This window comes from Streptomyces sp. NPDC101194 (assembly GCF_044767885.1).
In the GTDB taxonomy this organism is placed as follows: Bacteria; Actinomycetota; Actinomycetes; order Streptomycetales; family Streptomycetaceae; genus Streptomyces.
In genome coordinates, this window is record NZ_JBIWOS010000001.1 from 1,177,917 (window position 1) to 1,204,879 (window position 26,963).

Consider the following 26,963-nt stretch of genomic DNA (forward strand, 5'->3'; position numbering starts at 1 on the left):
GGAAGGGGGCCGCTCGCGTGAGTGTGCTCGACGAGATCATCGACGGCGTACGCGCCGACCTCGCAGAGCGGCAGGCGCGTGTCAGCCTCGACGAGCTGAAGGAGCGCGCGGCGCGCGCTCCCGCGGCCAAGGACGGAGCCGCCGCCCTGCGTGGCGAGGGCGTGACCGTCATCTGCGAGGTCAAGCGCTCCAGCCCCTCCAAGGGGGCTCTCGCCGCCATCGCCGACCCGGCCGCGCTCGCCGCGGACTACGAGGCGGGCGGCGCGTCCGTCATCTCGGTCCTCACGGAGGAGCGCCGCTTCGGCGGTTCGCTCGCCGACCTGGAGGCCGTCCGCGCCAAGGTCGACATCCCGGTCCTGCGCAAGGACTTCATCGTCACCTCCTACCAGCTCTGGGAGGCCCGGGCCCACGGTGCCGACCTCGCCCTGCTGATCGTCGCGGCCCTCGACCAGGAGGCCCTGGTCTCCCTGATCGAGCGCGCCGAGTCCATCGGTCTGACGCCGCTGGTCGAGGTGCACGACGAGGAGGAGGCGGAGCGCGCCGTGGACGCCGGGGCGAAGGTCATCGGCGTCAATGCCCGCAATCTGAAGGACCTCAAGGTCGACCGCTCCACCTTCGAGCGCGTCGCCCCCGAGATCCCCGACCACATCGTCAAGGTCGCCGAGTCCGGCGTCCGCGGTCCGCACGACCTGATCGCGTACGCCAACGCGGGCGCCGACGCGGTGCTCGTGGGCGAGTCCCTGGTCACCGGCCGCGACCCGAGGGCCGCCGTCGCCGACCTGGTCGCCGCGGGCGCCCACCCGGCGCTCCGCCACGGACGGGGCTGACCCGCACCATGTCCGCCGATCGTCCCGTGCTCCGCACCCGGCCGCGCCCGCGCCTGGCCGTGGTGACGGCTGCCCGGGACCCGCACGCGCCGCTGGCGCGCGGCTGCCGCCCACGCGGCTGCCGCGCCCCCGCGCGCCGGGTGCACGGCCGACGCGTGCGGTACGTGATCGGCGACGAGCCCGGCCAGGTCAACGGCATGCGATGGCGCACGGGGTCCGCGCTGTAGCGAGCCCCGGCCGACGTACCCGCACCACTCCTGTCGTACGTACGACCGCACCGCCCGACCGTTTCCGGTCGCGGTGGCGCTCCGCTCACGGCGCATACGGTGAACCCACCCATTGCGATGTCGAGGAGCACGTCGGATGTCATCTGACTTCTTCATCCCGGACCCGGAGGGTCTGATCCCCAGCGCCGAAGGCTACTTCGGCGCGTTCGGCGGCAAGTTCATCCCGGAGGCGCTCGTCGCCGCCGTGGACGAGGTCGCCGTCGAGTACGACAAGGCGAAGGCCGACCCGGCCTTCGCCGCCGAGCTCAACGAGCTCATGATCAACTACACCGGCCGCCCCAGCGCGCTGACCGAGGTCCCGCGCTTCGCCGAGCACGCGGGCGGCGCCCGGATCTTCCTCAAGCGCGAGGACCTGAACCACACCGGCTCGCACAAGATCAACAACGTGCTGGGTCAGGCGCTGCTCACCAGGCGCATGGGCAAGACCCGGGTCATCGCCGAGACCGGTGCCGGGCAGCACGGTGTCGCCACCGCGACCGCCTGTGCGCTCTTCGGCCTCGAATGCACCATCTACATGGGTGAGATCGACACCGAGCGCCAGGCGCTGAACGTGGCGCGGATGCGGATGCTCGGTGCCGAGGTCATCGCCGTGAAGTCCGGCTCCAGGACCCTGAAGGACGCCATCAACGAGGCGTTCCGCGACTGGGTCGCCAATGTGGACCGCACGCACTACCTCTTCGGCACCGTCGCGGGACCGCACCCCTTCCCCGCCATGGTCCGCGACTTCCACCGCGTCATCGGCGTCGAGGCCCGCCGCCAGATCCTGGAGCGGACCGGCCGGCTGCCCGACGCCGCCATCGCCTGTGTCGGCGGGGGCTCCAACGCCATCGGGCTCTTCCACGCCTTCATCCCGGACGCCCATGTCCGGCTGATCGGCTGCGAGCCCGCCGGGCACGGGGTGGAGACCGGCGAGCACGCGGCCACCCTGACGGCGGGCGAGCCCGGCATCCTGCACGGCTCGCGCAGCTACGTCCTCCAGGACGACGAGGGCCAGATCACCGAGCCGTACTCCATCTCGGCCGGTCTCGACTACCCGGGCATCGGCCCGGAGCACGCGTACCTCAAGGACATCGGCCGCGGGGAGTACCGGGCGGTCACCGACGACGCCGCGATGCAGTCGCTGCGCCTCCTCTCCCGTACCGAGGGGATCATCCCGGCCATCGAGAGCGCCCACGCGCTGGCCGGGGCCCTGGAGGTCGGGAAGGAGCTCGGCAAGGACGGACTGCTCGTGGTCAATCTGTCCGGCCGCGGCGACAAGGACATGGACACGGCGGCCCGCTACTTCGGGCTGTACGACGGGGCCGACGGGGCCGTCGAGGCCGATGTGGCCGACGGGGAAGAGGAGGTCACCAAGTGAGCGGCAATGTGGAGCTGTTGAGTTCCTCCCTCGCGCGGGCCAAGGCGGAGAACAGGGCCGCGCTCATCGCGTACCTGCCGGCCGGCTTCCCGACCGTCGACGGCGCGATCGCCGCCGTGAAGGCGGTCGTGGCGGGAGGTGCGGACGTCGTCGAGGTGGGGCTGCCGCACAGCGACCCGGTGCTCGACGGACCGGTCATCCAGACCGCCGACGACATCGCCCTGCGGGGCGGCGTGAAGATCGCCGACGTGATGCGCACGGTCCGCGAGGCGTACGAGGCGACCGGCGTCCCGATCCTCGTCATGACGTACTGGAACCCGATCGACCGGTACGGCGTCGAGCGTTTCACCGCCGAGCTCGCCGAGGCGGGTGGCGCCGGATGCATCCTGCCCGACCTGCCGGTCCAGGAGTCCGAGCTGTGGCGCGAGCACGCCGACAAGCACGGTCTCGCGACCGTCTTCGTCGTCGCGCCGAGCAGCAGGGACGAGCGCCTCGCCACCATCACCGCGGCCGGCTCCGGCTTCGTCTACGCGGCCTCGTTGATGGGGGTCACCGGCACCCGTGAGTCGGTCGGCGAGCAGGCACAGGAGCTGGTCGGGCGCACCCGGGCCACCACGTCCCTGCCGGTCTGCGTCGGCCTCGGCGTCTCCAATGCCCGGCAGGCCGCCGAGGTCGCCGGTTTCGCCGACGGGGTGATCGTCGGCTCCGCCTTCGTCAAGAGCATGCTGGACGCTCCCGACGAGGAGAGCGGCCTGGCCGCCGTCCGCTCCCTGGCGGGCGAACTCGCCGAAGGCGTTCGAAAGCGCTGAATCGGGTGTAATCCAAACGGGTGGACCTGGACCGGGGAGGCACGCGCGTGCCTCCCCGGTTCGTTGCTGCGGGTGTGAGCGAGAAGAACGAACAGGGAAAAAGGGCCGCGCGAGACCGGCTCGTCCAGCAGCGTGAGCGCGAGAAGGCGCACGAGCGCCGCAGGCGTGGGCTGATCGTCGGCGGCGCCGTGGTGGGTGTGCTGGCGCTGGCCGCCGTCGTCGGCGTGATCGCCGCGAACACGGGCGGCAAAAAGAGCAGCACGGCGGGCCCCGTCGTCGCGCCGTCCGGTGCGACCGGCAAGGACAGTCTGGCCATCCAGGTCGGCTCGGACAGCGCCCCGTCCACGCTCACCATCTGGGAGGACTTCCGCTGCCCGGTCTGCGCCCAGTTCGAGAACGCGTTCCGGGACACCGCCCGTGAGCTGGAGAGCAGTGGACAGGTCAAGGTCGAGTACCACCTCGCCACGCTCATCGACGGCAATCTCGGCGGCAGCGGCTCGCTCCGGGCGGCCAACGCGGCGGCCTGCGCACAGAGCGCCGGCAAGTTCACCGCCTACCACGACGTCCTCTACCGCAACCAGCCGCCGGAGACCGAGGACGCCTTCGGCGACAACGCCAAGCTGATCGAGCTCTCCGGGAAGGTCCCGGGGCTCGACACCCCCGCCTTCCGCAGCTGTGTGAACGACGGCAAGCACGACAGCTGGGTCCAGAAGTCCAACACGGCGTTCCAGAAAGGCGGATTCCAGGGCACCCCGGCCGCGCTGCTCAACGGAGAGTCGATCTTCCCGAAGAAGGGTGACGAACCGATCACCACGGCGAACCTGAAGAAGTGGGTCGCCGAGGCCAACAAGGGCAAGAAGCCGGGCGCGGTCACACCGGCGCCGTCGCACTCCTGAGCGGTGGGCCGGCAGGGGGAATCCATGACCGGCCTGTTACCCATACGTTGTCGGGTGGGTTGCCGTAGGCCCCACCCGGCAAGGTAGCGTCGACTCTGCCATGGACCTTGCCTACATTCCCAGTCCGTCGACCGGCGTGATCGATCTCGGCCCGATCCCGCTCCGCGGCTACGCGTTCTGCATCATCATCGGCGTCTTCGTCGCCGTCTGGTTCGGCAACAAGCGCTGGATCGCCCGGGGCGGCAGAGCCGGCACCGTTGCCGACATCGCCGTCTGGGCGGTGCCCTTCGGCCTCGTCGGCGGGCGGCTCTACCACGTCATCACCGACTACCAGCTGTACTTCAGCGACGGTGAGAACTGGGTCGACGCCTTCAAGATCTGGCAGGGCGGCCTCGGCATCTGGGGTGCGATCGCGCTCGGCGCCGTCGGTGCCTGGATCGGCTGCCGCCGCCGCGGGATCCCGCTGCCGGCCTGGGCCGACGCGCTCGCCCCCGGTATCGCCCTGGCCCAGGCCTGCGGCCGCTGGGGCAACTGGTTCAACCAGGAGCTCTACGGCAAGCCGACCGACGTGCCGTGGGCGCTGAAGATCAGCGAGGGCCCCAACCGGGTCGCGGGCACGTACCACCCGACGTTCCTGTACGAGTCGCTGTGGTGCATCGGTGTCGCCCTGCTGGTGATCTGGGCGGACCGCCGCTTCAAGCTCGGTCACGGCCGGGCGTTCGCGCTCTACGTCGCCGCGTACTGCGCGGGACGGGGCTGGATCGAGTACATGCGGGTCGACGAGGCCCACCACATCCTGGGCGTACGCCTCAATGTGTGGACCGCGGGGATCGTGTTCCTGCTGGCGGTGGTGTACATGGTGGTCTCGGCGAAGGTGCGTCCGGGGCGCGAGGAGGTCGTGGAGCCGGGCGCGGTGGATGCCGAGGACGGCGAAGGCGCGAAGGACGGCGAAGGAGCCGATGCCGTGAGGGACGGCGAAGGAACCGATGCCGTGAAGGACGGCGACACCTCGGGCGACGCGGACGGAGCGGTCGCGTCCGACGCGGACACGGGTCCTGAGGTCGGCGCCGCCGAGCGCGCCGACGACTCCGATGACAGTGCCGCGAAGACGCCGCAGAAGAACGACGCCGCGGAGGCGGCGAAGAACGGCTGAGCCCTGCGTTCGTCACGTGTGGGGCCCCGAACCGCCTGGTTCGGGGCCCCACACGTGTCCTCGTCGCCGGTCGGGCGGGCCCGCAGCGGATCCCCCGGCTGTCACCCCGCCCGCACGGCCAGCGCCAGCGTGCGGCGGGCCGAGGCCACCACCGCCGCGTCGACGAACCGGCCGTCCGGCAGGGCCAGCGCGCCCTCGTCCGTCACGGCCGCCTCCACGATCTCGGCCGCCGCCTCGACCTCCCGCGCCGTCGGGCGGAACGCGCGCTCGATGACCGGGAGCTGGCGGGGATGGATCGCCGCCCGGCCCAGGAAACCCAGCGCCCGGCCGTGCGTGCAGGACGCCCACAGGCCGTCCAGGTCCCGCACGTCCGTGAACACCGACTGGGCGGGTGGCGCGAGTCCGGCCGCGCGGGCGGCGACCACGACCCGGCTGCGCGACCAGTCGAGCCCGGTGTCGTCCCGTACCCCCAGATCGGCCCGGAGGTCCGCCTCGCCCAGGGAGATGGAGCGCACCTGGGGATGGGCGGCGGCGACCGTGTAGGCGTGCTCGACGCCGAGCGCCGATTCCAGCAGCGGACAGAGCGCGACCCCCGGCGCCACGGCCGCGATGTGGTGGACGGTGGCCGCGTGCGTGATCTTCGGCAGCCGGAACTCCGCGAGACCCGGCAGCCCGGCCAGGGCGAGGACATCCGCCTCGGTGTGGACCCGGACATGGATCGGCACGGCGGTGTCCGCCACCGCTTCGGACAGCAGCTCGGCGGTGGCCGACCGCGCGTACTCCTTGCGGTCCGGTGCGACCGCGTCCTCCAGATCGACGATCACCACGTCCGCGCCCGCGTCGCGTGCCTTGCGCACCACTTCGGGCCGGTCCCCGGGCACGTACAGGAAGGTGAGGGGCACGATCGCCGTCACAGGACGCGCTCCGCCCGCAGCGCGGCGATCTCCCGGCCCGACAGACCCAGGGCGGTGAGGATCTCGTCGGTGTCCGCACCGTGCGGCCGACCCGCCCAGCGGATCGCGCCCGGTGTCGCCGAGAGGCGGAACAGGACGTTCTGCATCCGCAGGGGCCCCAGCTCCGGGTCGTCCACCTCGGTGACGGAGTCCAGGGCCCGGTACTGCGGGTCCTCCATCACGTCCTGGATGCCGTGGACGGGTGCGATGGCCGCCTCCGCCTTCTCGAACGCGCGAACGGCCTCCTCGCGGGTGTGCCGGGCGACCCAGTCGCCGACCGCCTCGTCGAGTTCGTCGGAGTGCTCCGCGCGGGTGGTGCCGGAGCCGAACCAGGGCTCTTCGATCAGTTCGGGCCGGCCGACCAGGCGCATGACCCGTTCGGCGATCGACTGCGCGGAGGTGGAGACGGCGACCCAGTGCCCGTCCGAGGTGCGGTAGGTGTTGCGCGGGGCATTGTTCCGGGAGCGGTTGCCGGTGCGCGGCTGTACGTAACCGAGCTGGTCGTACCAGACCGGCTGCGGGCCGAGCACGGTCAGGATCGGCTCGATGATCGCCATGTCGACGACCTGTCCCTCCCCGGTCCTGTCGCGTCCGGCGAGCGCGGCCATCACGGCGTACGCGGTGGCCAGCGCCGCGATCGAGTCGGCGAGCCCGAACGGCGGGAGCGTGGGCGGTCCGTCCGGTTCCCCGGTGATCGCGGCGAACCCGCTCATCGCCTCGGCCAGAGTGCCGAAGCCGGGACGGTGCGCGTACGGACCGAACTGGCCGAAGCCGGTGACCCTGGCCAGCACCAGCCGCGGATTGACGGCGTGCAGTTCCGCCCAGCCGAGCCCCCAGCGCTCCAGGGTGCCGGGCCGGAAGTTCTCGATGATCACATCCGTCCCGGCGGCCAGCCGGAGCAGGATGTCGCGCCCGCCGGGACTGGACAGGTCGAGGGTCAGATTGCGCTTGTTGCGGCCGAGAAGTTTCCACCACAGGCCGACGCCGTCCTTCGCGGGCCCGTGCCCGCGCGACGGATCGGGCTTGCGCGGATGCTCGACCTTGATCACCTCGGCGCCGAAGTCACCCAGCATGGTGGCGGAGAGAGGGCCCGCGAAGAGCGTGGCGAGGTCGATGACCCGCAGCCCGGTCAGCGGCGCCTGCGCGGTCGTGTTCATGCGGCGTCGATCTCACTGCGGTACGGCATGGAGGTCGAGGCGCCCGGCCGTTGAACGCACAGCGCGGCGGCGGAGGACGCCCAGGCCAGTGACTCGGGTACGGGCCGCCGCTCGCCGAGCGCCACGGCGAGCGTCCCGACGAAGGTGTCCCCGGCCCCGGTGGAGTCCACCGCGGTGACCTCGGGGGCGGGGAAGAGGACGGGCTCGCCGCCCCGGGCCGCGTACAGGCAGCCCTTCGAGCCGAGCGTGACCACGACCGCGGGGACCTGGCCGAGCAGCAGCTGCGCCGCCGCACGGGGGTCCGTGGCGCCGGTGAGCGCGGCCGCCTCGTGCTCGTTGGGGATCAGCAGGTCGACACAGTCGAGGAGTTCGGCGGGCAGCGGCTGTACGGGGGACGGGGTGAGGATGGTCCGTACTCCCTGCGCGTGCGCCACGCGCGCACCCTCCAGCACGGCGGACAGCGGCAGCTCCAACTGGAGCAGCAGCAGATCGGCCCCGGCGACGGCGGCCATCTCGCCGGGGCCGAGGGCGGTGACGGTGCCGTTGGCGCCGGGGATCACCACGATGGAGTGGGAACCCAGGTCGTCGACGACGATGTGCGCGGTGCCGGAGGGGCCCTCGGCCGTGTGCAGCAGATCGGTGTCGACGCCCGCGTGCTCCAGGTTGGAGCGCAGCACGGCGCCGTACTCGTCGTCGCCGACCGCGCCGATCATCGTCACGTCACCGCCCGCGCGGGCGGCGGCGACGGCCTGGTTGGCGCCCTTGCCGCCGGGAACGGTACGGAACTCCCGTCCGGTGACGGTCTCTCCTCGCTCCGGAGCCCGTGCGACGTACGCGACAAGATCCATGTTGGTGCTGCCGAGCACCGCGATGCCGGTCATGGGCGGAGTGCCTCCTTGAGGGTGAGCCGGTGGGTCTGTTCGGCGAGGGCGTCGAAGCCGATGGAGTCGAATCCGGCGACCGACGTGGCCAGACGGTTCTTCAGCGGGACGGTCCAGCGGTCGGGCAGCGCGCCGGGGCTCCCGGCCAGCAGTCCGGCGAGTGAACCGGCGGCCGCGCCGTTGGAGTCGGTGTCCCAGCCGCCCGACACCGCACGGCAGATGGAGTCGGAGTAGTCGCCGTCGGCATGGGTGAGGGCCGCCGCCAGCAGGGCGGCGTTGGGCAGCACATGGACCCAGTGGTACGCGCCGTACTCGGCGTGCAGCCGGTCGGCCACCGCGTCGAAGCCCTTCGCGCCGCGGGCCGCAGCGATGCCGAATCGCACCGCCTGCGCGAACCGCGAACGCGGCGGCACGACGCGCAGCCCGGCGGCCAGACAGCCGTGCACGTCGTGCCCGCCGCCGGCCGCTTCGGCGAGTGCGGCGGCGGCGAACATCGCCCCGTACACCCCGTTGGCGGTGTGGGTGAGGACCGCGTCCCGGTGGGCCTGCTCCGCCGCGGCCGACGGGTCGCCCGGATGCGTCCAGCCGTGCACATCGGCCCGGATCTGCGCACCGATCCACTCCCGGAACGGATTGCGGTACCGGGCGGTGCGCGGGGGCTCGATCCCGTCCAGCAGATTGCGGTACGCGACCCGCTCGGCGGTGAACGTGCGGCCGGCCGGGAGTTCGTCGAGCCAGAGCCGGGCGAGATCGCAGGTGGTGAAGGACGGTCCGTACCGTTGGAGCAGCAGCAGGGTGAGCAGGGGGTGGTCGAGGTCGTCGTCCTCCGGCATGCCGTCGATGTTCTCGGCCAGGGAGGTGGACGCGGAGCGACGGTTCCAGGGGTAGGTGGCGGCCAGCTCGGAGGGCAGCCCCTTGGCGGTGAACCACGTGGTCAGCGGCCAGTTGCCGGTGGCACGGGCCAGTGCGCGGATACCGGCGAGCGGCAGTTTCTCGACGGGTTTGCCGAGCAGACAACCGGCGGCCCGGCCCAGCCAGGCGGCGTGCAGCCGCTCGTGGCTCACCGGCGTCCGGTCCTCGCGGGGGGCCGGCCAGTTCGGACAGGCGGCCCGGACCGCGGCCAGGTCCGTCGGTTCGTCTGCCTCCAACGGCGATTCCAGCAGGGCGAGTTCGTCGAGCAGTCGTTCGGCGAGCGCGCGCAGCTCCGGCGCCGGAGGGGTCGACGCGCCGCCCCGTTCCGGCGCGGGGGCGCCGCCCGCCTCGTACCACCGGCGGGCGACGGTCCTTGCGTCCCGCCCGTCCTCGGCGGCCTGGCGCAGCTCGTGTCCGACCAGGTCCTCGGGCTGCACCCACGTCACCCGGAGGGTCATGGCGTACCCGCCAGCGCGGCGAACGCCGACTCGTGGGCGCGGCGCCGGGCCGTGTCCCGTGCGAACACCTCGCGGGCGACGCCCGCCAGGGCCCGCGCGGGGGCGTGCAGATCGAGCCGGCTGGCCTCGGCGACCGTTCTCACCCAGTCGGCGGGGACCGCCGGTTCGCCGTGGAGCGCGCCCGCGACGGCACCGCTCATGGTGGCGATCGAGTCGCAGTCCCGGCCGTAGTTCACCGAGCCGAGGACCGCGTGCCGGTAGTCGCCGTCCGCGACGAGCAGCATGCCCAGCGCGATCGGGAGTTCCTCGATGGCGTGCAGCCGGGACGGCCGGCGGGCGCCGAGGGAGGGGGCTCGGTAGTCGGGGCCCACGGTGTCGAAGGGTGCGACGGCGGCGCGCAGCGGAGCGAGCGCGGTCTCGAAGTCGTGGTGACGGGCGGCCACTTCGCACACCGCCTCGATGGCGGACCGGGTGCCGTCCTTGGCGAGCGAGAGACAGGTCTCGACGACGCCGGCGGGCGTCGCGTCCGGGGCGCACGCGGCGGCGACCGCCGCGGCGAAGACTCCGGCCGCTTCCCTGCCGTAGGAGGACTGATGGGCGCCGGCGACATCCAGCGCCTCGGCGTACGCGGCCTCCGGGTGGGCGGCGTTGACCAGGCCCACCGGTGCCATGTACATCGCCGCACCGCAGTTGACGATGTTTCCGGAACCCGCCTCGCGCGGATCGACATGACCGTAGTGCAGCCGCGCGACGATCCACTTCTCGGCGAGGAAGATCCGCTGCAGCGGCAGTGCGTCGGCCTCCAGCTCCGGAATCCAGCGGGGGGTGGAGATCAGCTCCGGCACGAGGTGGTCGGCGACCGCGTACGCGTCGAGGTGGTCGCGCACGGCGTCGTACACCCGTACCAGCGCATGGGTCATCAAGGTGTCGTCGGTGACGTGCCCGTCGCCCTTGTGGTACGGGGCGATGGGGCGGGCCGTTCGCCAGTCGTCGCCGTCCCACGGGCCGACGATGCCGCTGATCCGCCCACCGTGGCGGGCCATGATCTGCTCGGGGGGCCGGCCCTCGACCGGACCGCCGAGCGCGTCGCCGACCGCGGCGCCGACGAGTGCTCCCGTGATCCGCTCATCGAGTGTGAGTACCGTGGTTCTCGCCCCGGACCGTACGGGCGTCATGGATGTCATGTCCGAATTGTCCACCCATGGGCTTCGGTTCCGTGGCTGCCAGCAGTCCGGCGAGTTCGATCAGATCGGTCCCCGCGAGACGGGGCAGCGCACACCCCGCCAAGGTGCGGCAGGCGTCGCGCCAGCCGTCCGGGACGGCGCCGATGCCGCAGAGCGCGCCGGTCAGCGCGCCGGCCAGCGCGGGCGCGGAGTCGGCCACCCGTGACAGGCACGCCGCCGCGGGAACGGCCTGGGCGATCCGGCCGCGGGCCGCGGTGGCCAGGGCGAGCGCGACCGGGACGGTCTCGGCGGCGGCGATCCCGTAGCTGTAGACGTGGTCGACGATCTGATGCTCCAGCACCGGCACCAGGGCGAACGCGCCCGCCGCCTCGCCGACGAAGTCACGGGCGATCCGGACGGCATGGGCGGCGTTGCGGGCGATCTCGGTGCCGTCGGGGAGCTGCGCGAGCGCGGCGTTCACCGCCGTGTCCACATCCGCGCCGCCCAGTGCCTCGGCGATCGCCGCCGCCATCGCGCGGGCGCCGTGCACCCCGTCGCCGTCCTGGGTGTAGCGGGCGTCGAACTCGGCGAGGTCGGCTGCGGCCGCCGGGTCGGCGGGGTGGGCGACGGCGAGCACGGCGGCCCGCACGCAGGCCGCGTCGTCGAAGTAGTGCGGGTTGTCGTGGCCGGTGGCGGGCGGGCGCAACCCGGCGGCGAGATTGCCGAGTCCGGCCCGTACCGAGATCCGGGCACGCAGCGGGAGCACCGCGGACTCGACCTCGGGGGCGCGGGCGGCAGCCGCGGCGACCTCGGCCGCCAGCGCGTTCCAGGCGACGTCGATGGCGGCCCGCATCCGGTGGTCGGGGGACAGCCCGTGCAGCGGACCGGCTGTCGAGGCGAGCACGGTCCCGGCGGCGAACGCCGCCCATTCGGCGTCGTCGGACGGCCCGAGCCGCAGGGGCTCGGGCGGCTGGTTGAGGGCGATGGGGACGGGCAGGGTGGTCGTGGCGTTCTGCTCGGCGAAGGTGTCGAGCTCCCGGGTGAGGCGCCGGGTCCACTCGGGCATCCGGGCGGCCCGGTGCCGCGCGGCGGGCCACCCGGCGGCGTCCCCGGCGGCGAGCCCGAGCAACAGCCCCTCGATCCGGGCCCGATGACCGGGGGAGGGGTGGGTGCGGAACCGGGCGGGCGCGGAGGCAGGGGTGCGGGGGGCGGGGCGGTGGGTGTCGTGCGGGGCGTCCCGGTGCGCTTCGCGCGCGGTGGCGGGTGCGACGGGGGCGTTGTGCGACGGTCCGGCCGTGGACGTGTGAGGCGTGCCGCCCGCGTCCGCACGCGGGTCGTCCCGTGCCGGGCCCTCCTGGCCGGTGGCGGACGGGGCGTGCTCGGTGCCTGCGGCGTGCGCCCGTCCGCGCTCGGGCGTACGAGCCCCACCCCGCCCGTGCTCGTCCGCCTCGTCCGCGTCGTCCGGGGTGAGCAACTCCGCGATGTCCAGGACGTGGTAGCCCCGCATCGACGGCAGGCAACTGCCCCGTACCGGGCCGATCGCCTCCCCCCAGTGCCGCGGAATCGCCGACGCCCCGTGCAGGGCGCCGGCCAGGGCCCCCGCCACCGCGGCCGTCGTGTCCGCGTCGCGGCCCATGTTGACCGCGGTCAGCACCGCCGTGCGGAAGTCGCCGCGCGCCGCCGCGAACGCTCCGAAGGCCAGGCCGACCGCCTCGGGGGCCAGGTCCGTCCACGGATAGCCGCCGACGACCACCGCGGAGCGCACCGCGCGTTCCCCGGTGAGCCGGTCGGGGTACGTGCGCTGCGCGGCGGCCACGGCGCGCCGCAGCGAACGTGCCGTCCAGGAGTCCATGGGGACGACGGACAGCGCGGCGGCGATCACCGACGCGACCCCGGCGCCCGCCATCGCGGCGGCCACCCCGGCCGCCACCGCCTGGCCGCCGTAGATGCCCTCCCCGTCGTGGCTGACCCGCCCGTCGACCGCGACCAGGCGCGCCGCCTCGTCCGGCCGGCCCGCCGCGAAGACACCGAACGGCGCCGCCCGCATCGCCAGGCCGTCGCTCCAGGCGTGCCGGTGCTGGGCGGAGATCGGGGCGGCCAGGCCCCGGCGCAGATTCTCCAGCGTCCCCCGCTCGCTGAACCCGGCACCGCGGAACGGCCCTTCGTCCAGGTCGGCGATCCACAGGTGCCACGCCCGCTCCACATGGGTGACCGTCAGCGCCGAACCGTGTCGCGCGAGGAGCAGCCCGGAGAAGATCGCGTACTCCGTGTCGTCCGTGCCCGCGGGGTCGTCGCTCACGAAGCCCTCGATCCGGCCCCAGCGACGGCGGATCTCGGACGGCCGCAGGTTCTCCGCCGGTGCGCCCAGCGCATCACCGACCGCGAGACCGAGCAGTGCGCCCCGGGCCCGGTCGCCCGGGTCCCCGCCGGGCGCGCCGTCCCGTACCGCCGCCCGGCCGCCATGCGTCCGAGACTCCGCCGGATTTCCTGCAACCGACTCCATCGCGTCGACCCTTCGCTCGCACCGGGCCCGTTCTCGTGCCTCCTCGATATGTGCCACGCGGAACCTCGGCAGAGGCCGAAATCGCAACAAAAGGGCCAGTCGGATGATGGCCCGGAAGTGGCAAGGCAGGCCGTACTTACCTGGTCAGAGGGCAGGTAAGTACGGCCTGCCTTGCTGGCGGGGGCTCATTTTCGTGCGTACTTTCGATGGTGCTGAGCGGGGGCGGAGCGCGTGGAACCCGCTGCCGGAGAAGGGGAGAGCTGTGTCCATCATCGAGACCGACGCCGTACTGCACGAGGCGCACCGCGACAACCACACCCACCGTGATGTGAACGGTGGCTGGCTGCGCCCGGCGGTGTTCGGCGCCATGGACGGGCTCGTCTCCAACCTCGCGCTGATGACCGGCGTCGCGGGTGGCGCCGTGTCCCACCAGACGATCGTGATCACCGGCCTGGCGGGCCTGGCTGCCGGTGCCTTCTCCATGGCGGCCGGCGAATACACCTCCGTCGCCTCGCAGCGTGAGCTCGTCGAGGCCGAACTCGACGTCGAGCGACGCGAGTTGCGCAAGCATCCCAAGGACGAGGAGCGGGAGCTCGCCGCGCTCTACGAGTCCCGCGGCGTCGAGCCCCGTCTCGCCCGCGAGGTCGCGCGCCAGCTGTCGCGCGATCCGGAGCAGGCCCTGGAGATCCACGCCCGCGAGGAGCTCGGCATCGATCCCGGCGATCTGCCCTCGCCGCTCGTCGCCGCGGTGTCGTCGTTCGGCGCGTTCGCGCTCGGGGCCCTGTTGCCCGTACTGCCGTATCTGCTCGGGGCGAGCGCGCTGTGGCCGGCCGTGCTGCTGGCCCTGGTCGGGCTCTTCGCCTGCGGTGCGGTGGTGGCCAGGGTGACGGCGCGCAGCTGGCTGTACAGCGGACTGCGGCAGCTGGCGCTCGGCGGGGCCGCCGCGGCGATCACCTACGGTCTGGGCACGCTGTTCGGCGTGGCCGTCGGAGGCTGACCACGCAGACGGGGGCATGACATGGAGCCCGTCCGGCCGGAGGCGTCGTCCTCGCGTGCCGGGCGGGCTTCGTTCCGTGGCGTGTCCGCCATCGGTGTGACGTACGTCTTGGGGGCCGCCTCTGGGCGGACCGGTTCCGCCCGACGTAAAATGAGTCTCTATGCAGGGCTGCACATAAGTAGCCATTACCCGGCGGTTTCATTTCCCTCGTCGCCGGGCAAGAGCCGTAGACACCGCGGGCAACGACGCCTGCTCTCTGCGGTCCCCCCGGGCGCCGATCCTCCGACTGCGACCCACCCCACCGCCTCGGACGGTGTCCGGATGTTGGAACGGGCTATCCGCTTTTTGAGAAGCGCCCCATTATGTAACCTGCACGAAATTTCGCAGAGGGCCAACGTCGTCCCTCGGCACTGCACATGCCACGACGACGACGGGAGAGCCCATGCGTACCGACGCCTGGTCGCCCATGGACGGTCGCCCCGCCCAGCAGGGGCTGTACGACCCCCGTAACGAGCACGACGCCTGTGGTGTCGGGTTCGTGGCCACCCTGACCGGTGTGGCCAGCCATGAGCTGGTCGAGCAGGCGCTGACCGTACTGCGCAACCTCGAACACCGCGGTGCCACCGGATCCGAGCCCGACTCCGGCGACGGAGCCGGAATCCTCCTCCAGGTACCGGACGCCTTCCTCCGCGACGAGGTCGCCTTCGACCTCCCCGAGGCCGGTGCCTACGGCGTCGGAATCGCCTTCCTGCCCGCGGACGACTCCACCGAGGCCGTCCGGAAGCTGGAGAAGATCTCCGCCGAGGAGGGCCTCAGGGTCCTCGGCTGGCGTCAGGTCCCCGTCACCCCGGACATCCTCGGCAAGGGCGCCCGCGCCACCATGCCGGAATTCCGTCAGCTCTTCGTCACGGACGGCGAGAACACCGGCATCGCGCTCGACCGCAAGGCCTTCGTGCTGCGCAAGCGCGCCGAGCGGGAGGCCGGGGTGTACTTCCCCTCGCTCTCCGCCCGCACGATCGTCTACAAGGGCATGCTCACCACGGGGCAGCTGGAGCCGTTCTTCCCGGACCTCTCCGACCGCCGCTTCGCCACCGCCGTGGCGCTGGTGCACTCGCGGTTCTCCACGAACACCTTCCCGAGCTGGCCGCTCGCCCACCCGTACCGCTTCGTCGCGCACAACGGTGAGATCAACACGGTCAAGGGCAACCGCAACTGGATGAAGGCCCGCGAGTCCCAGCTCGCCACCAGCCTCTTCGGGGCCGCGCAGCTGGACCGGATCTTCCCCGTCTGCACCCCGGACGCCTCCGACTCCGCCTCCTTCGACGAGGTCCTGGAGCTGCTCCACCTCGGCGGACGGTCGCTGCCGCACTCGGTGCTGATGATGGTCCCCGAGGCGTGGGAGAGCCCCGAATCCCAGAAGGCCATGGACCCGGCCCGCCGCGCCTTCTACCAGTACCACTCCACGATGATGGAGCCCTGGGACGGCCCGGCCTGCGTCACCTTCACGGACGGCACCCAGGTCGGTGCGGTGCTGGACCGCAACGGGCTGCGCCCCGGCCGCTACTGGGTCACCGACGACGGCCTCGTCGTGCTCTCCTCCGAGGTCGGTGTCCTGGACATCGACCCCGCCAAGGTGGTCCGCAAGGGCCGCCTCCAGCCCGGCAGGATGTTCCTCGTGGACACGGCCGAGGGCCGCATCATCGAGGACGACGAGATCAAGGCGGCCCTCGCAGCCGAGCAGCCGTACCAGGACTGGCTGGAGGCCGGCGAGATCGAGCTGGAGGACCTCCCCGAGCGGGAGCACATCGTGCACACGCACGCCTCCGTCACCCGCCGCCAGCAGACCTTCGGCTACACCGAGGAAGAGCTGCGCGTCATCCTCGCGCCGATGGCCCGCACCGCAGGCGAACCGCTCGGCTCCATGGGCACGGACTCGCCGATCGCCGCCCTGTCCGAGCGCCCCCGGCTGCTCTTCGACTACTTCACCCAGTTGTTCGCGCAGGTCACCAACCCTCCGCTGGACGCCATCCGCGAGGAGCTCGTCACCTCGCTGCGCTCCACGCTCGGCCCGCAGGGCAACCTGCTGGAGCCGACCGCCGCGTCCTGCCGCAGCGTCACGCTGCCGTTCCCGGTGATCGACAACGACGAGCTGGCCAAGCTGATACACATCAACGCCGACGGCGACATGCCGGGGATGAAGGCCGCCACGCTCTCCGGTCTCTACCGGGTCGGCGGCGGCGGAGAGGCCCTCGCCGCGCGGATCGAGCAGATCTGCGCCGAGGTCGACGCCGCGATAGAGGACGGCGCCCGCCTGATCGTCCTGTCCGACCGGCACTCCGACGCCGAGCACGCGCCGATCCCCTCGCTGCTGCTCACCTCCGCCGTCCACCACCACCTCATCCGCACCAAGCAGCGCACCCAGGTCGGTCTGCTGGTCGAGGCCGGGGACGTCCGCGAGGTCCACCACGTCGCGCTGCTCATCGGCTACGGCGCCGCCGCGGTCAACCCGTACCTGGCGATGGAGTCCGTCGAGGACCTGGTCCGCGCCGGAACGTTCATCGAGGGCATCGAGCCCGAGACGGCCATCCGGAACCTGATCCACGCGCTCGGCAAGGGCGTCCTGAAGGTCATGTCCAAGATGGGCATCTCGACGGTCGCCTCCTACCGCGGCGCCCAGGTCTTCGAGGCCGTCGGCCTGAACGAGGACTTCGTCGTGAAGTACTTCAACGGCACCGCCAGCAAGATCGGCGGCGCCGGTCTCGACGTCGTCGCCCAGGAGGTCGCCGCCCGCCACGCCAAGGCGTACCCGGCCTCCGGCATCTCCGCCTCGCACCGCGCGCTGGAGATCGGCGGCGAGTACCAGTGGCGCCGCGAGGGCGAGCCGCACCTGTTCGACCCGGAGACGGTCTTCCGCCTCCAGCACGCCACGCGCACCAAGCGGTACGACATCTTCAAGAAGTACACGGACCGGGTGAACGAGCAGTCCGAGCGCCTGATGACGCTCCGGGGTCTGTTCGCCCTCAAGACACATGAGAACGGCAGGAGCGACCGGGAGCCGGTCTCCATCGACGAGGTCGAGTCCGTCTCCGACATCGTCAAGCGCTTCTCCACCGGCGCGATGTCGTACGGCTCGATCTCCCGCGAGGCGCACGAGACCCTCGCCATCGCCATGAACCGGCTGGGCGGCAAGTCCAACACCGGTGAGGGCGGCGAGGACGCGGACCGGCTCCACGACCCGGCGCGCCGCTCGTCCATCAAGCAGGTCGCCTCCGGCCGCTTCGGTGTGACCAGCGAGTACCTGGTCAACGCGGACGACATCCAGATCAAGATGGCGCAGGGTGCCAAGCCCGGCGAGGGCGGCCAGCTGCCCGGCCACAAGGTCTACCCCTGGGTCGCCAGGACCCGGCACTCCACCCCGGGCGTCGGCCTGATCTCGCCGCCGCCGCACCACGACATCTACTCCATCGAGGACCTGGCCCAGCTGATCCACGACCTCAAGAACGCCAACCCGGCGGCCCGCATCCACGTGAAGCTGGTCTCCGAGGTCGGCGTCGGCACGGTCGCCGCGGGCGTCTCCAAGGCGCACGCGGATGTCGTCCTGATCTCCGGCCACGACGGCGGAACGGGCGCCTCCCCGCTCACCTCGCTGAAGCACGCGGGCGGTCCCTGGGAGCTGGGCCTCGCCGAGACCCAGCAGACCCTGCTGCTCAACGGCCTGCGCGACCGCATCGTCGTGCAGACCGACGGCCAGCTGAAGACCGGCCGCGACGTCGTGATCGCCGCGCTGCTGGGCGCCGAGGAGTTCGGTTTCGCGACCGCGCCGCTCGTCGTCTCCGGCTGCGTGATGATGCGCGTCTGTCACCTGGACACCTGCCCGGTCGGCATCGCCACGCAGAACCCGGTCCTGCGGAGCCGGTTCTCGGGCAAGGCCGAGTACGTCGTCAACTTCTTCGAGTTCATCGCCCAGGAGGTCCGTGAACTCCTCGCCGAGCTGGGCTTCCGTACGATCGAGGAGGCCGTCGGCCACGCCGAGCTGCTCGACACCGACCGTGCGATCACCCACTGGAAGGCGCAGGGCCTGGAGCTGGAGCCCCTGTTCCACGTCCCGGAGCTGCCCGAGGACGCGGTCCGTCACCAGCGGATCGAGCAGGACCACGGTCTCGCCAAGGCGCTCGACAACGAGCTGATCAAGCTCGCCGCCGACGCCCTGAACGCGGAGAGCGCCGAGGCCGCCCAGCCGGTCCGGGCCCAGATCGCGATCCGCAACATCAACCGGACCGTCGGCACCATGCTCGGCCACGAGGTGACGAAGAAGTTCGGCGGCGCCGGTCTGCCGCAGGACACCATCGACATCACGTTCACCGGCTCCGCGGGCCAGTCCTTCGGCGCGTTCGTGCCGAGCGGAGTGACCCTGCGCCTGGAGGGCGACGCCAACGACTACGTCGGCAAGGGCCTCTCCGGCGGTCGCGTCGTCGTCCGCCCGGACCGCGGCGCCGACCACCTCGCCGAGTACTCCACCATCGCGGGCAACACGATCGCCTACGGTGCCACCGGCGGCGAGCTGTTCCTGCGCGGCCGGACCGGGGAGCGCTTCTGCGTCCGCAACTCCGGCGCGACGGTCGTCTCGGAAGGTGTGGGCGACCACGGCTGCGAGTACATGACCGGCGGCCACGCCGTCGTGCTCGGGGAGACCGGACGCAACTTCGCCGCAGGCATGTCGGGCGGCGTCGCGTACGTCATCGACCTGGACCGCGACAACGTCAACTCCGGCAACCTCGGCGCGATCGAGGCCCTCTCCGACACCGATGAGCAGTGGCTGCACGACGTGGTGCGCCGCCACCAGGAGGAGACCGGGTCCACGGTCGCCGAGAAGCTGCTCGCCGAGTGGGACAGCGCCGACGGCGGCGTCTCCCGCTTCAGCAAGATCATTCCGTCCACGTACAAGGCAGTGCTCGCCGCCAAGGACGCCGCTGAGCTCGCCGGTCTCTCCGAACAGGAGACCACCGAGAAGATGATGGAGGCGGCGACCAATGGCTGACCCCAAGGGCTTCCTGACCACCGGGCGCGCGGTCGCCGAGACCCGCCCCGTGGGCGAGCGGGTCAAGGACTGGAACGAGGTCTACGTTCCGGGCTCGCTGCTCCCGATCATCAGCAAGCAGGCCGGCCGCTGCATGGACTGCGGCATCCCGTTCTGCCACAACGGCTGCCCGCTCGGAAACCTCATCCCCGAGTGGAACGACTACGCCTACCGCGAGGACTGGACGGCCGCGTCCGAGCGCCTGCACGCCACGAACAATTTCCCGGAGTTCACCGGGCGGCTCTGCCCGGCCCCGTGCGAGGCGGCGTGCGTGCTCGGCATCAACCAGCCGGCCGTCACCATCAAGAACGTCGAAGTCTCCATCATCGACAAGGCGTGGGACAGCGGCGACGTCACCCCGCAGCCGCCCGAGCGGCTCTCCGGCAAGACCGTCGCCGTCATCGGCTCCGGCCCGGCGGGCCTCGCCGCGGCCCAGCAGCTGACCCGGGCCGGCCACACGGTCGCCGTCTACGAGCGCGCGGACCGCATCGGAGGCCTTCTCCGTTACGGCATCCCCGAGTTCAAGATGGAGAAGTCGCACATCAACCGCCGTATCGAGCAGATGCGCGCGGAAGGCACCAAGTTCCGCACGGAGACGGAGATCGGCAGGGACATCGACGCCGCCAAGCTCCGCCGCCGGTACGACGCGGTCGTCGTCGCCGCCGGTGCCACCGTCTCCCGCGACCTGGCCGTCCCGGGCCGTGAGCTGAACGGTGTGCACTTCGCCATGGAGTACCTGCCGCTCGCCAACAAGGTGCAGGAGGGCGACCTGACGGTCTCCCCGATCACCGCCGAGGGCAAGCACGTCGTCGTCATCGGCGGCGGCGACACCGGCGCCGACTGCGTCGGCACCGCCCACCGCCAGGGCGCGCTCTCCGTCACCCAGCTGGAGATCATGCCCCGGCCGGGCGAGGACCGTAACGCCAACCAGCCCTGGCCGACCTTCCCGATGCTCTACAAGGTCACCTCCGCGCACGAGGAGGGCGGCGAGCGCGTGTACTCCGTCTCCACCACCCACTTCGAGGGCGACGAGGACGGCAACGTCCAGGCGCTGCACCTGGTCGAGGTGGAGTTCAAGGACGGCAGGCTGGAACAGAAGCCCGGCACCGAGCGGAGGATCCCCGCACAGCTGGTCACCCTGGCCATGGGCTTCACCGGCACCGACCAGTCCAACGGCCTGGTCCAGCAGTTCGGCCTGGAGCTCGACGAGCGCGGCAATGTCGCGCGCGACGCGGACTACGCCACCAACGTCGGCGGCGTGTTCGTCGCCGGCGACGCGGGCCGCGGCCAGTCCCTCATCGTGTGGGCCATCGCCGAGGGCCGCTCCGCGGCACGCGGAGTGGACCGCTTCCTGACCGGAGCCAGCACCCTGCCGGCCCCGATCCGCCCGACGGACCGTGCCCTGACGGTCTGAACCACGGCACACAAGGACGTCCCGTACAAAGGCGTACGGAACTGAACGCGGCGCCTGCCCGTCCCCGACCGGACGATCTCGGCAGGCGCCGTGGTGCGTTCCGGGACGGGCGGACCGCTCAGCCCGTCAGCGCGGACGTCTTCAGCACCACCAGCAGCACCAGCACGGCGAGGAGCACCACACCCGCGGCCGCCTGAATCGTCGTCCGCCGCCTCGCCGGGGCGTACGCGTACGCGAGCGTGACGATGCCGCCCGTCAGGAGCCCGCCCAAGTGGCCCTGCCACGAGGTGAATCCGGCCGAGATCAGCATCCAGATGAGGAAGCCGGCCATGAACCGGTTCACCGCCTGCATGTCGCGGCCCAGGCGCCGGTTGATGACGTAGAACGCCGCACCGAGACCGAAGATCGCCCCCGAGGCACCCACGGTGACGTCGAACGGGGCGACGAGATACACCAGGACCGAACCGCCCAGCGCGGACAGCAGATACAGCGTGAGGTAACGGGCCCGGCCCAACTGCTCCTCGACGACCCGGCCCAGATTCCACAGCGCGTACATGTTGAAGAGGATGTGCAGCACGCCGAACGGCAACGCGCCGAAGGACGACCCTCCGGGCGGGAGGTGGAGAAAGGCCCCGGTCAGCAGCCGGTACCACTCGCCGTCCACCACCCCGACCACATCGAAGCCGGGGAAGTCCCCCGCCCGGTAGACGTACTGGCTTCCGTCGGGGCCGTTCAGGCCCGCGCCGAGCATCGCGAACCGGTCGACGATTCCGGGCCGGACCAGCTCGCCCAGATACACCAGGATGTTGAGGCCCATCAGTACGTACGTGACGAGCGGCATCGCGGTCCGGGACACCGCGCCGCCGAACACCGTGCGTGCCTGGCGGATCGAACGCTGCCCCTCCTTCACGCACTCCACACAGTGGTGGCCGACGGCGGCCTCCCGCATGCAGTCGGGGCAGATGAAGCGTTCACAGCGGGTGCAGCTCACATACGTCTCGTACGACGGATGGCGATAACAGGTGGTGACCGCGGCCTCCACGGCGGGCTCCTTCACGGTGGGCGGACACGAGCGGCCGGTGGGGACGGCGGCGATCAAGATAGCGAATGCCGCGGCCCGGGGCATATCCGGGTGCCTTACGCTCGGGGTCCCGAGACGTCGAGGAACGGAGCATCCGCATGGTCGGCTCGTCCGCCGCAACAGGTCCGGCCATCAGCCTCCGCAAGATCGAGGAGACCGCTCCCGCGCTGGTCGACCTCTACAGGAGCGCTGCGGTGTCGCTGACGAAGAGCGGCATGAGCGGCGTGCGGGCCGCGGTCTATCTGGTGCTCGACCACTCCGGCTCCATGAGGGAGTACTACAAGGACGGCAGCGTCCAGGCCCTGGCGGACCGCGTGCTGGGCCTCTCGGCCCATCTGGACGACGACGGCCGCGTACCCGTCGTCATCTTCTCCACGGACGTCGACGCCGTCACCGACGTGGCCCTGGACAACCACCAGGGCCGGATCGACGCGATCGTGGCGGGCCTCGGACACATGGGGAAGACCAGCTACCACCTGGCCATGGACGCCGTCATCGACCACTACCTCGACAGCGGGTCGACCGCCCCCGCACTCGTCGTCTTCCAGACGGACGGCGGCCCGATCAGCAAGCTCGCGGCGGAACGCTATCTGTGCAAGGCGGCGAAACTTCCGCTGTTCTGGCAGTTCATCGGCTTCGGCAACAAGCGGAGTTCGCAGTTCGACTTCCTGCACAGGCTCGACGATCTGGCCGTGCCCGCCAAGCGCCCCGTCGACAACACCGGCTTCTTCCATGCCGGCTCCGACCCGCGCCGGGTCCCGGACGCCGAACTGTACGACCGGCTGGTCGCCGAATTCCCGCAGTGGCTGGCCGCGGCGCGCGCCCAGGGGATCGTCGGATGACGGCCCGAGTGCTGCGGGCGGCCGACCGTACGGCCAGGCCCTGGAAGAACGGTGGGGGAGTCACCCGGGAGATCGCGGCGTTCCCCGAGGGCGCGCCGCTGGACGCCTTCGACTGGCGGGTCAGCCTCGCCGACGTGTCCCTGGACGGGCCGTTCTCCTCCTTCCCCGGCATCGACCGCACGCTGACCGTGGTCGAGGGCGCCGGGATGGACCTCATGGTGGGCGGCGAGCACCACATCGTCGACGAGCCGTACTGGCCGCACGACTTCCCGGGTGATCCCGAGACGGACGGCCGACTGCTCGGCGGCCCGGTCGTGAACGTCAATGTCATGTACCGCCGGGGGCGTACGGCGGCGGAGGTCGCGGTGGTACGCGGCACCGTGAGGCTGTCGGCGCCGGCGGGCGGGGCGGTCCTGGCCCTCGCGCTGGAGGACGGTGCGGTGCTCGACGGCCAGGGCATCGAGCTCGGCCGTTACGACGCGTTGTTGGTACAGGGCGAATCGTCGGGAGTGCTCCGGACCCAGGGGTGGGCACTGCTGGTGACCCTTTCGCACGGATGAGCCGGTGCGGGCCCGGGAATCAGGACAGAAGATGTCGGGTTTCCAGGTTTTCATGGCCGCATGACATCGAGTTCCTGGCAAGCGTTCCACTCGGCCGAACCGGCCTTCGCCGACACCGTCCGGGCCCGTTTCGGGCAGTACAGGCACCACGTCCTGGCGACCCTGCGGAAGGACGGGTCGCCGCGGGTGACCGGCCTGGAGGTGGATTTCCGTCTCGGTGAGCTGTGGCTCGGCATGATGCCCAACTCGCGCAAGGCGCTCGATCTGCTGCGCGACCCGCGCTTCGCGGTGCAGGCCAATCCCGGACCGGACGCCGAGATGACGGACGGCGATGTCCGGGTCTCGGGACGGGCCGTGGAAGTGACCGACGCCGCGCTCCTGGCCCGTTTCGTCGAGGAGGCGAAGCCGCCGGAGCCGTTCCACCTCTTCCGTGCGGAACTCCGGGAAGTGGTCCGTACATCCCTGGACTCCGAGGAGTTGGTGGTGCAGGTGTGGCGGCCCGGCAAGCCGTTGCGCACGATCCGCCGCGCTGCGGACCACAGCGCCCCGTACGAGACCTGACCGCTCTCGCCCTCACCTCGCGGACGGGCCTGTCCGCGCCAGCACCCGCGCGCGGCAGGCCCCCGGCGTTCCCCACGCGTCCCGCAGCGGTCGCGCCTTGCGCAGCCACAGCGACAGATCCAGCTCCTGGGTGTACCCCACCGCACCGTGCAACTGCAGCGCCGTCCGCGCCGCCGCGTATCCCGCCTCGCCCGCCGTCACCTTGGCCGCCGCCACCTCCGCACCGGCGTCCGGCGCCCCCTCGGCGAGCGCGAGCGCCGCCCCGTACAGCAGCGGACGGGCGAACTCCAGCCCGATCAGTGTGTCGGCGAGCCGGTGCTTGACCGCCTGGAAGGACCCGATGGCCGTGCCGAACTGGGCGCGCTGCTTCACGTATCCGACCGTGGCCCGCAGCAGCGCCTCGCCGGTGCCGAGCGCCTGGGCGGCCGTCGCGAACGCCGCCCATCGGGCGGCCCGCGCCGCCGCCTCGGCCACCCGGGGGCCGGATGCCAGCAACTCCCCACCCGGCTCGGGGCGCCACAGCCGACGGGCCGGGTCGGAGGACACGCACAGTGTCCCGGCCCCGGGTGCGAGCCGCAACGCGTCGCCGGTCACCGTGAATACCCCGTCCACGGCATCCGCGTCCAGTGCGTAGGGCCCGTACCCGTCCATCCGGAGCGTCACCGACGCCGCGCCGGACGCCAGCCGCGGCAGCCACTCCTTGGCGACCGCGCCGCCCACACCGTCCAGCAGCACCGCGGCCGCGACGGTCTCCACGACCGGCCCCGGTACCGCATGCCGCCCCAACTCGGTGAAGGCGACAGCGAGTTCGACCGGCAACGGCCCGACCCCCTCGTACTCCTCCGGAATCGCCAGGGCGAACACCCCCGCCTGCGCCAGCCGCTCCCACAGGGCCCGGCCCGGCCCGTGCTCCCCGGTGGTCCAGGCGCGTATCGCCGCGGGGGTGTCCGAGGCCGTCAGCATCGCGTCCAGCGAACGGGCGAACTCCCGCTGCTCGTCGTCCAGGAGGAAACGCATCAGCGCCGTCCCTTCGGCAGGCCGAGCAGCCGCTCGGCGATGATGTCGCGCTGGATCTCGTTCGTACCGGCGTAGATGGGGCCGGCGAGGGAGAAGACGTACCCCTCGGCCCACTCCCCGTCGGCGAGCTCGCCGTCCGCGCCCAGCAGGTCGAGCGCGGTCTCGTGCAACGCGATGTCGTACTCGGACCAGAACACCTTGTTCAGGCTGGACTCCGCGCCGATGGTCGCACCGGCCGCGAAGCGCGACGCGTTCGCGCCGGTGAAGAGCTGATACGCGCGGGCCCCGATCACCGCGTCCGCCACCCGGTCCCGCAGCGCCGTGTCCGACGGGTCGCCGTGGCTGCGCCACAAATCGGCCAGCCGGTCGGCGGAGGCCAGGAAGCGGCCGGGGGAGCGGAGCGTCAGCCCGCGCTCGTTGCCCGTTGTCGACATGGCGATGCGCCAGCCCTGCCCGGGTTCCCCGATGACGTCCTCGTCCGGTACGAACACCTCGTCCAGGAACAGCTCGGCGAAGGCGGGCTTGCCGTCGAGCCGCCCGATCGGCCGGACGGACACCCCCGGCGCCGACAGGTCGAACATCAGATACGTCAGCCCGTGATGCGGCTTCGCCGCCTTTGGATCCGTACGGAAGATGCCGAACGCCCGGTCCGCGAACGCGGCCCGCGAGGACCAGGTCTTCTGTCCCGAGAGCAGCCAGCCGCCCTCCGTGCGCACCGCCCGCGAGCGCAGCGACGCCAGGTCCGAGCCCGACTCGGGCTCGGACCAGGCCTGGGCCCAGATCACCTCGCCGCTCGCCATCGACGGCAGGACCCGGTCCCGCTGCTCGTCCGTGGCGTGGTCGAAGAGCGTCGGGGCGAGGAGGTTGATGCCGTTCTGCGAGACCCGGCCGGGTCCGCCCGCCGCGTAGTACTCCTCCTCGAAGATCAGCCACCGGAAGATGTCGGCACCCCGTCCGCCGTACTCGGGCGGCCAGGAGACGACCGACCAGCGGTCCGCATGGAGCCGTGCCTCCCACTCCCGGTGCGCGGCGAAGCCCTTGGCGGTCTCCAGGGACGGCAGGGGCTCCACGGGAACGTTGGCCCGCAGCCACTGACGCGCCTCGGCCCGGAAGGCCTCCTCCTCGGCCGTGCACGACAGGTCCATCACGTGTCCGCCTTCTTCATCGAGGCGATGTCCATGCCGCCCAGCGGGTCCGCCGCCGTCTCCGCGTTGTGCGCGTGGGCGAGGTGGTGCAGTCCGAAGACCGAGTCCAGGCCGGTGTGCAGTCCCTGAAGGTCCTCGGCCTGGTTGACCGCGCGCTTGGTCAGGGCCAGTCCCAGCCGCGGCATCTGCGCTATCCGCAGCGCCAGTTCATCGGTGCGGTCGGCCAGTTCGCCGCGCTCCACCACCTTGTTCACCATGCCGACCTCGTACGCCCTGCGGGCGCTCATCCGGTCGCCGGTGTACAGGAACTCCTTCGCGATCCGGGGCGGCATCACCCATGGGTGTGCGAAGTACTCGACACCGGGGATGCCCATCCGGACCACCGGATCGGCGAAGAAGGCGTCCTCGCTCGCCACGATCAGGTCGCAGATCCAGGCGAGCATCAGCCCGCCGGCCACACACGCCCCCTGTACCGAGGCGACGACCGGCTTCGGCAGCTCGCGCCAGCGCCTGCACATGCCGAGATAGACCTCCGACTCACGGGCGAAACGGCTCTCCGCGCCGGTCTTGTCGGAGTGGTCCCACCACAGACCGGCCCTGCGCTCGAAGGGCAGATGCGCGTCGCGGCCGGGCGAGCCGATGTCGTGGCCGGCCGAGAAGTGCTCCCCGGCGCCGGCCAGCACGACCACCTTGACCTCGGAGTCCTCGGCAGCCCGGTAGAACGCGGCGTCCAGGGCGTAGGTCATCGCCGAGTTCTGCGCGTTGCGGTAGCGGGGGCGGTTCAGCGTGATGTACGCGACCGGACCCCGGCGCTCGTACAGCACGGGATCGGTCCGGGACCGGTCGGCGGATGTGTCGTGGGCAGTGGGCATCGGCTCCATCCTTCCCTAACAAGTGTTTGGTAGGTTAACGT

At 71.9% G+C, this 26,963-nt stretch carries 22 protein-coding genes and 1 pseudogene; 12 read left to right on the forward strand and 11 right to left on the reverse strand.

The window, feature by feature from the left end; all coding sequences use genetic code 11:
- Positions 1-17: 17 nt before the first annotated feature.
- The 6 genes from trpC to lgt all read left to right on the forward strand — a co-directional run bounded on the left by trpC (position 18) and on the right by lgt (position 5,329).
- Positions 18-827 (forward strand): indole-3-glycerol phosphate synthase TrpC, encoded by an 810-nt coding sequence (gene trpC / locus ACIRP2_RS05180; protein WP_376286126.1) that lies wholly within the window; start codon positions 18-20, stop codon positions 825-827.
- 8 nt (positions 828-835) lie between these two features.
- Entirely contained in the window at positions 836-1,054 is a 219-nt protein-coding gene (gene trpM / locus ACIRP2_RS05185; RefSeq protein WP_391739966.1) for a tryptophan biosynthesis modulator TrpM, read from the forward strand.
- Positions 1,055-1,190: 136 nt separating this feature from the next.
- Positions 1,191-2,471 carry a tryptophan synthase subunit beta gene (gene trpB / locus ACIRP2_RS05190; protein WP_404246668.1) on the forward strand — a complete coding sequence of 427 codons (1,281 nt, stop codon included), beginning with the start codon at positions 1,191-1,193 and terminating at the stop codon, positions 2,469-2,471.
- Positions 2,468-3,280 (forward strand): tryptophan synthase subunit alpha, encoded by an 813-nt coding sequence (gene trpA / locus ACIRP2_RS05195; protein ID WP_351086873.1) that lies wholly within the window; start codon positions 2,468-2,470, stop codon positions 3,278-3,280. Before trpB ends, trpA begins: the two co-directional genes overlap by 4 nt.
- A 74-nt stretch (positions 3,281-3,354) precedes the next feature.
- A complete protein-coding gene (locus ACIRP2_RS05200; RefSeq protein ID WP_404246670.1) occupies positions 3,355-4,176 on the forward strand; it encodes a DsbA family protein in 822 nt (273 codons plus the stop codon).
- A gap of 100 nt (positions 4,177-4,276) precedes the next feature.
- Positions 4,277-5,329, forward strand: coding sequence for a prolipoprotein diacylglyceryl transferase (gene lgt / locus ACIRP2_RS05205; protein ID WP_404246672.1), 1,053 nt, complete (start codon positions 4,277-4,279; stop codon positions 5,327-5,329).
- A 101-nt stretch (positions 5,330-5,430) separates the two neighbouring features.
- On the opposite strand, the gene ACIRP2_RS05210 is transcribed toward lgt, so the two are convergent.
- From ACIRP2_RS05210 to ACIRP2_RS05240, 7 genes and pseudogenes are all read right to left on the reverse strand, one after another.
- Positions 5,431-6,243 carry an HpcH/HpaI aldolase/citrate lyase family protein gene (locus ACIRP2_RS05210; RefSeq protein ID WP_404246674.1) on the reverse strand — a complete coding sequence of 271 codons (813 nt, stop codon included), beginning with the start codon at positions 6,241-6,243 and terminating at the stop codon, positions 5,431-5,433.
- A complete protein-coding gene (locus ACIRP2_RS05215) occupies positions 6,240-7,439 on the reverse strand; it encodes a CaiB/BaiF CoA transferase family protein (protein WP_404246676.1) in 1,200 nt (399 codons plus the stop codon). Before ACIRP2_RS05215 ends, ACIRP2_RS05210 begins: the two co-directional genes overlap by 4 nt.
- Positions 7,436-8,320: a ribokinase gene (gene rbsK / locus ACIRP2_RS05220; protein WP_404246678.1), complete on the reverse strand. Its 885-nt coding sequence runs from the start codon at positions 8,318-8,320 to the stop codon at positions 7,436-7,438. The genes ACIRP2_RS05215 and rbsK overlap by 4 nt, the downstream gene beginning before the upstream one ends.
- Positions 8,317-9,690, reverse strand: coding sequence for an ADP-ribosylglycohydrolase family protein (locus tag ACIRP2_RS05225; protein WP_404246680.1), 1,374 nt, complete (start codon positions 9,688-9,690; stop codon positions 8,317-8,319). Before ACIRP2_RS05225 ends, rbsK begins: the two co-directional genes overlap by 4 nt.
- Positions 9,687-10,874: an ADP-ribosylglycohydrolase family protein gene (locus ACIRP2_RS05230; protein ID WP_404246682.1), complete on the reverse strand. Its 1,188-nt coding sequence runs from the start codon at positions 10,872-10,874 to the stop codon at positions 9,687-9,689. Before ACIRP2_RS05230 ends, ACIRP2_RS05225 begins: the two co-directional genes overlap by 4 nt.
- The gene (locus ACIRP2_RS05235) at positions 10,816-11,994 is read right to left on the reverse strand and encodes an ADP-ribosylglycohydrolase family protein (protein ID WP_404247183.1); all 1,179 of its coding nucleotides are present in this window, start codon (positions 11,992-11,994) and stop codon (positions 10,816-10,818) included. Before ACIRP2_RS05235 ends, ACIRP2_RS05230 begins: the two co-directional genes overlap by 59 nt.
- A gap of 275 nt (positions 11,995-12,269) precedes the next feature.
- Positions 12,270-13,356: pseudogene (locus ACIRP2_RS05240) on the reverse strand (ADP-ribosylglycohydrolase family protein); the annotation flags it as partial.
- Between the two features lie 262 nt (positions 13,357-13,618).
- On the opposite strand from ACIRP2_RS05240, the gene ACIRP2_RS05245 reads away from it, so the two are divergent.
- The 3 genes from ACIRP2_RS05245 to ACIRP2_RS05255 all read left to right on the forward strand — a co-directional run bounded on the left by ACIRP2_RS05245 (position 13,619) and on the right by ACIRP2_RS05255 (position 20,844).
- Positions 13,619-14,353, forward strand: a complete 735-nt coding sequence (locus ACIRP2_RS05245) for a VIT1/CCC1 transporter family protein (protein ID WP_404246684.1) — start codon at positions 13,619-13,621, stop codon at positions 14,351-14,353.
- A gap of 442 nt (positions 14,354-14,795) precedes the next feature.
- Positions 14,796-19,391: a glutamate synthase large subunit gene (gene gltB, locus ACIRP2_RS05250; RefSeq protein ID WP_404246686.1), complete on the forward strand. Its 4,596-nt coding sequence runs from the start codon at positions 14,796-14,798 to the stop codon at positions 19,389-19,391.
- A complete protein-coding gene (locus ACIRP2_RS05255) occupies positions 19,384-20,844 on the forward strand; it encodes a glutamate synthase subunit beta (RefSeq protein WP_404246688.1) in 1,461 nt (486 codons plus the stop codon). Before gltB ends, ACIRP2_RS05255 begins: the two co-directional genes overlap by 8 nt.
- 118 nt (positions 20,845-20,962) lie before the next feature.
- Here the strand turns inward: ACIRP2_RS05255 and ACIRP2_RS05260 are convergent, their stop codons facing one another.
- Complete coding sequence (locus tag ACIRP2_RS05260; protein WP_404246690.1) at positions 20,963-21,886, reverse strand: rhomboid family intramembrane serine protease; 924 nt, start codon at positions 21,884-21,886, stop codon at positions 20,963-20,965.
- Positions 21,887-22,023: 137 nt separating this feature from the next.
- On the opposite strand from ACIRP2_RS05260, the gene ACIRP2_RS05265 reads away from it, so the two are divergent.
- The 3 genes from ACIRP2_RS05265 to ACIRP2_RS05275 are packed head-to-tail and all read left to right on the forward strand — an operon-like array spanning position 22,024 to position 23,888.
- On the forward strand, positions 22,024-22,767 hold the full coding sequence (locus tag ACIRP2_RS05265; RefSeq protein WP_404246692.1) for a vWA domain-containing protein: 744 nt from the start codon (positions 22,024-22,026) through the stop codon (positions 22,765-22,767).
- Positions 22,764-23,327, forward strand: a complete 564-nt coding sequence (locus ACIRP2_RS05270) for a HutD family protein (protein ID WP_404246694.1) — start codon at positions 22,764-22,766, stop codon at positions 23,325-23,327. The genes ACIRP2_RS05265 and ACIRP2_RS05270 overlap by 4 nt, the downstream gene beginning before the upstream one ends.
- 60 nt (positions 23,328-23,387) lie before the next feature.
- Complete coding sequence (locus tag ACIRP2_RS05275; protein WP_404246696.1) at positions 23,388-23,888, forward strand: pyridoxamine 5'-phosphate oxidase family protein; 501 nt, start codon at positions 23,388-23,390, stop codon at positions 23,886-23,888.
- Positions 23,889-23,900: 12 nt separating this feature from the next.
- Here the strand turns inward: ACIRP2_RS05275 and ACIRP2_RS05280 are convergent, their stop codons facing one another.
- Genes ACIRP2_RS05280 through ACIRP2_RS05290 form a run of 3 tightly spaced genes read right to left on the reverse strand, consistent with a single transcriptional unit; the run spans position 23,901 to position 26,922 of the window.
- Complete coding sequence (locus tag ACIRP2_RS05280) at positions 23,901-24,905, reverse strand: acyl-CoA dehydrogenase family protein (RefSeq protein ID WP_404246698.1); 1,005 nt, start codon at positions 24,903-24,905, stop codon at positions 23,901-23,903.
- Positions 24,905-26,050, reverse strand: coding sequence for an acyl-CoA dehydrogenase family protein (locus ACIRP2_RS05285; protein WP_404247185.1), 1,146 nt, complete (start codon positions 26,048-26,050; stop codon positions 24,905-24,907). The genes ACIRP2_RS05280 and ACIRP2_RS05285 overlap by 1 nt, the downstream gene beginning before the upstream one ends.
- Entirely contained in the window at positions 26,050-26,922 is an 873-nt protein-coding gene (locus ACIRP2_RS05290; RefSeq protein ID WP_404246700.1) for an enoyl-CoA hydratase, read from the reverse strand. Before ACIRP2_RS05290 ends, ACIRP2_RS05285 begins: the two co-directional genes overlap by 1 nt.
- Between the last annotated feature and the right edge of the window lie 41 nt (positions 26,923-26,963).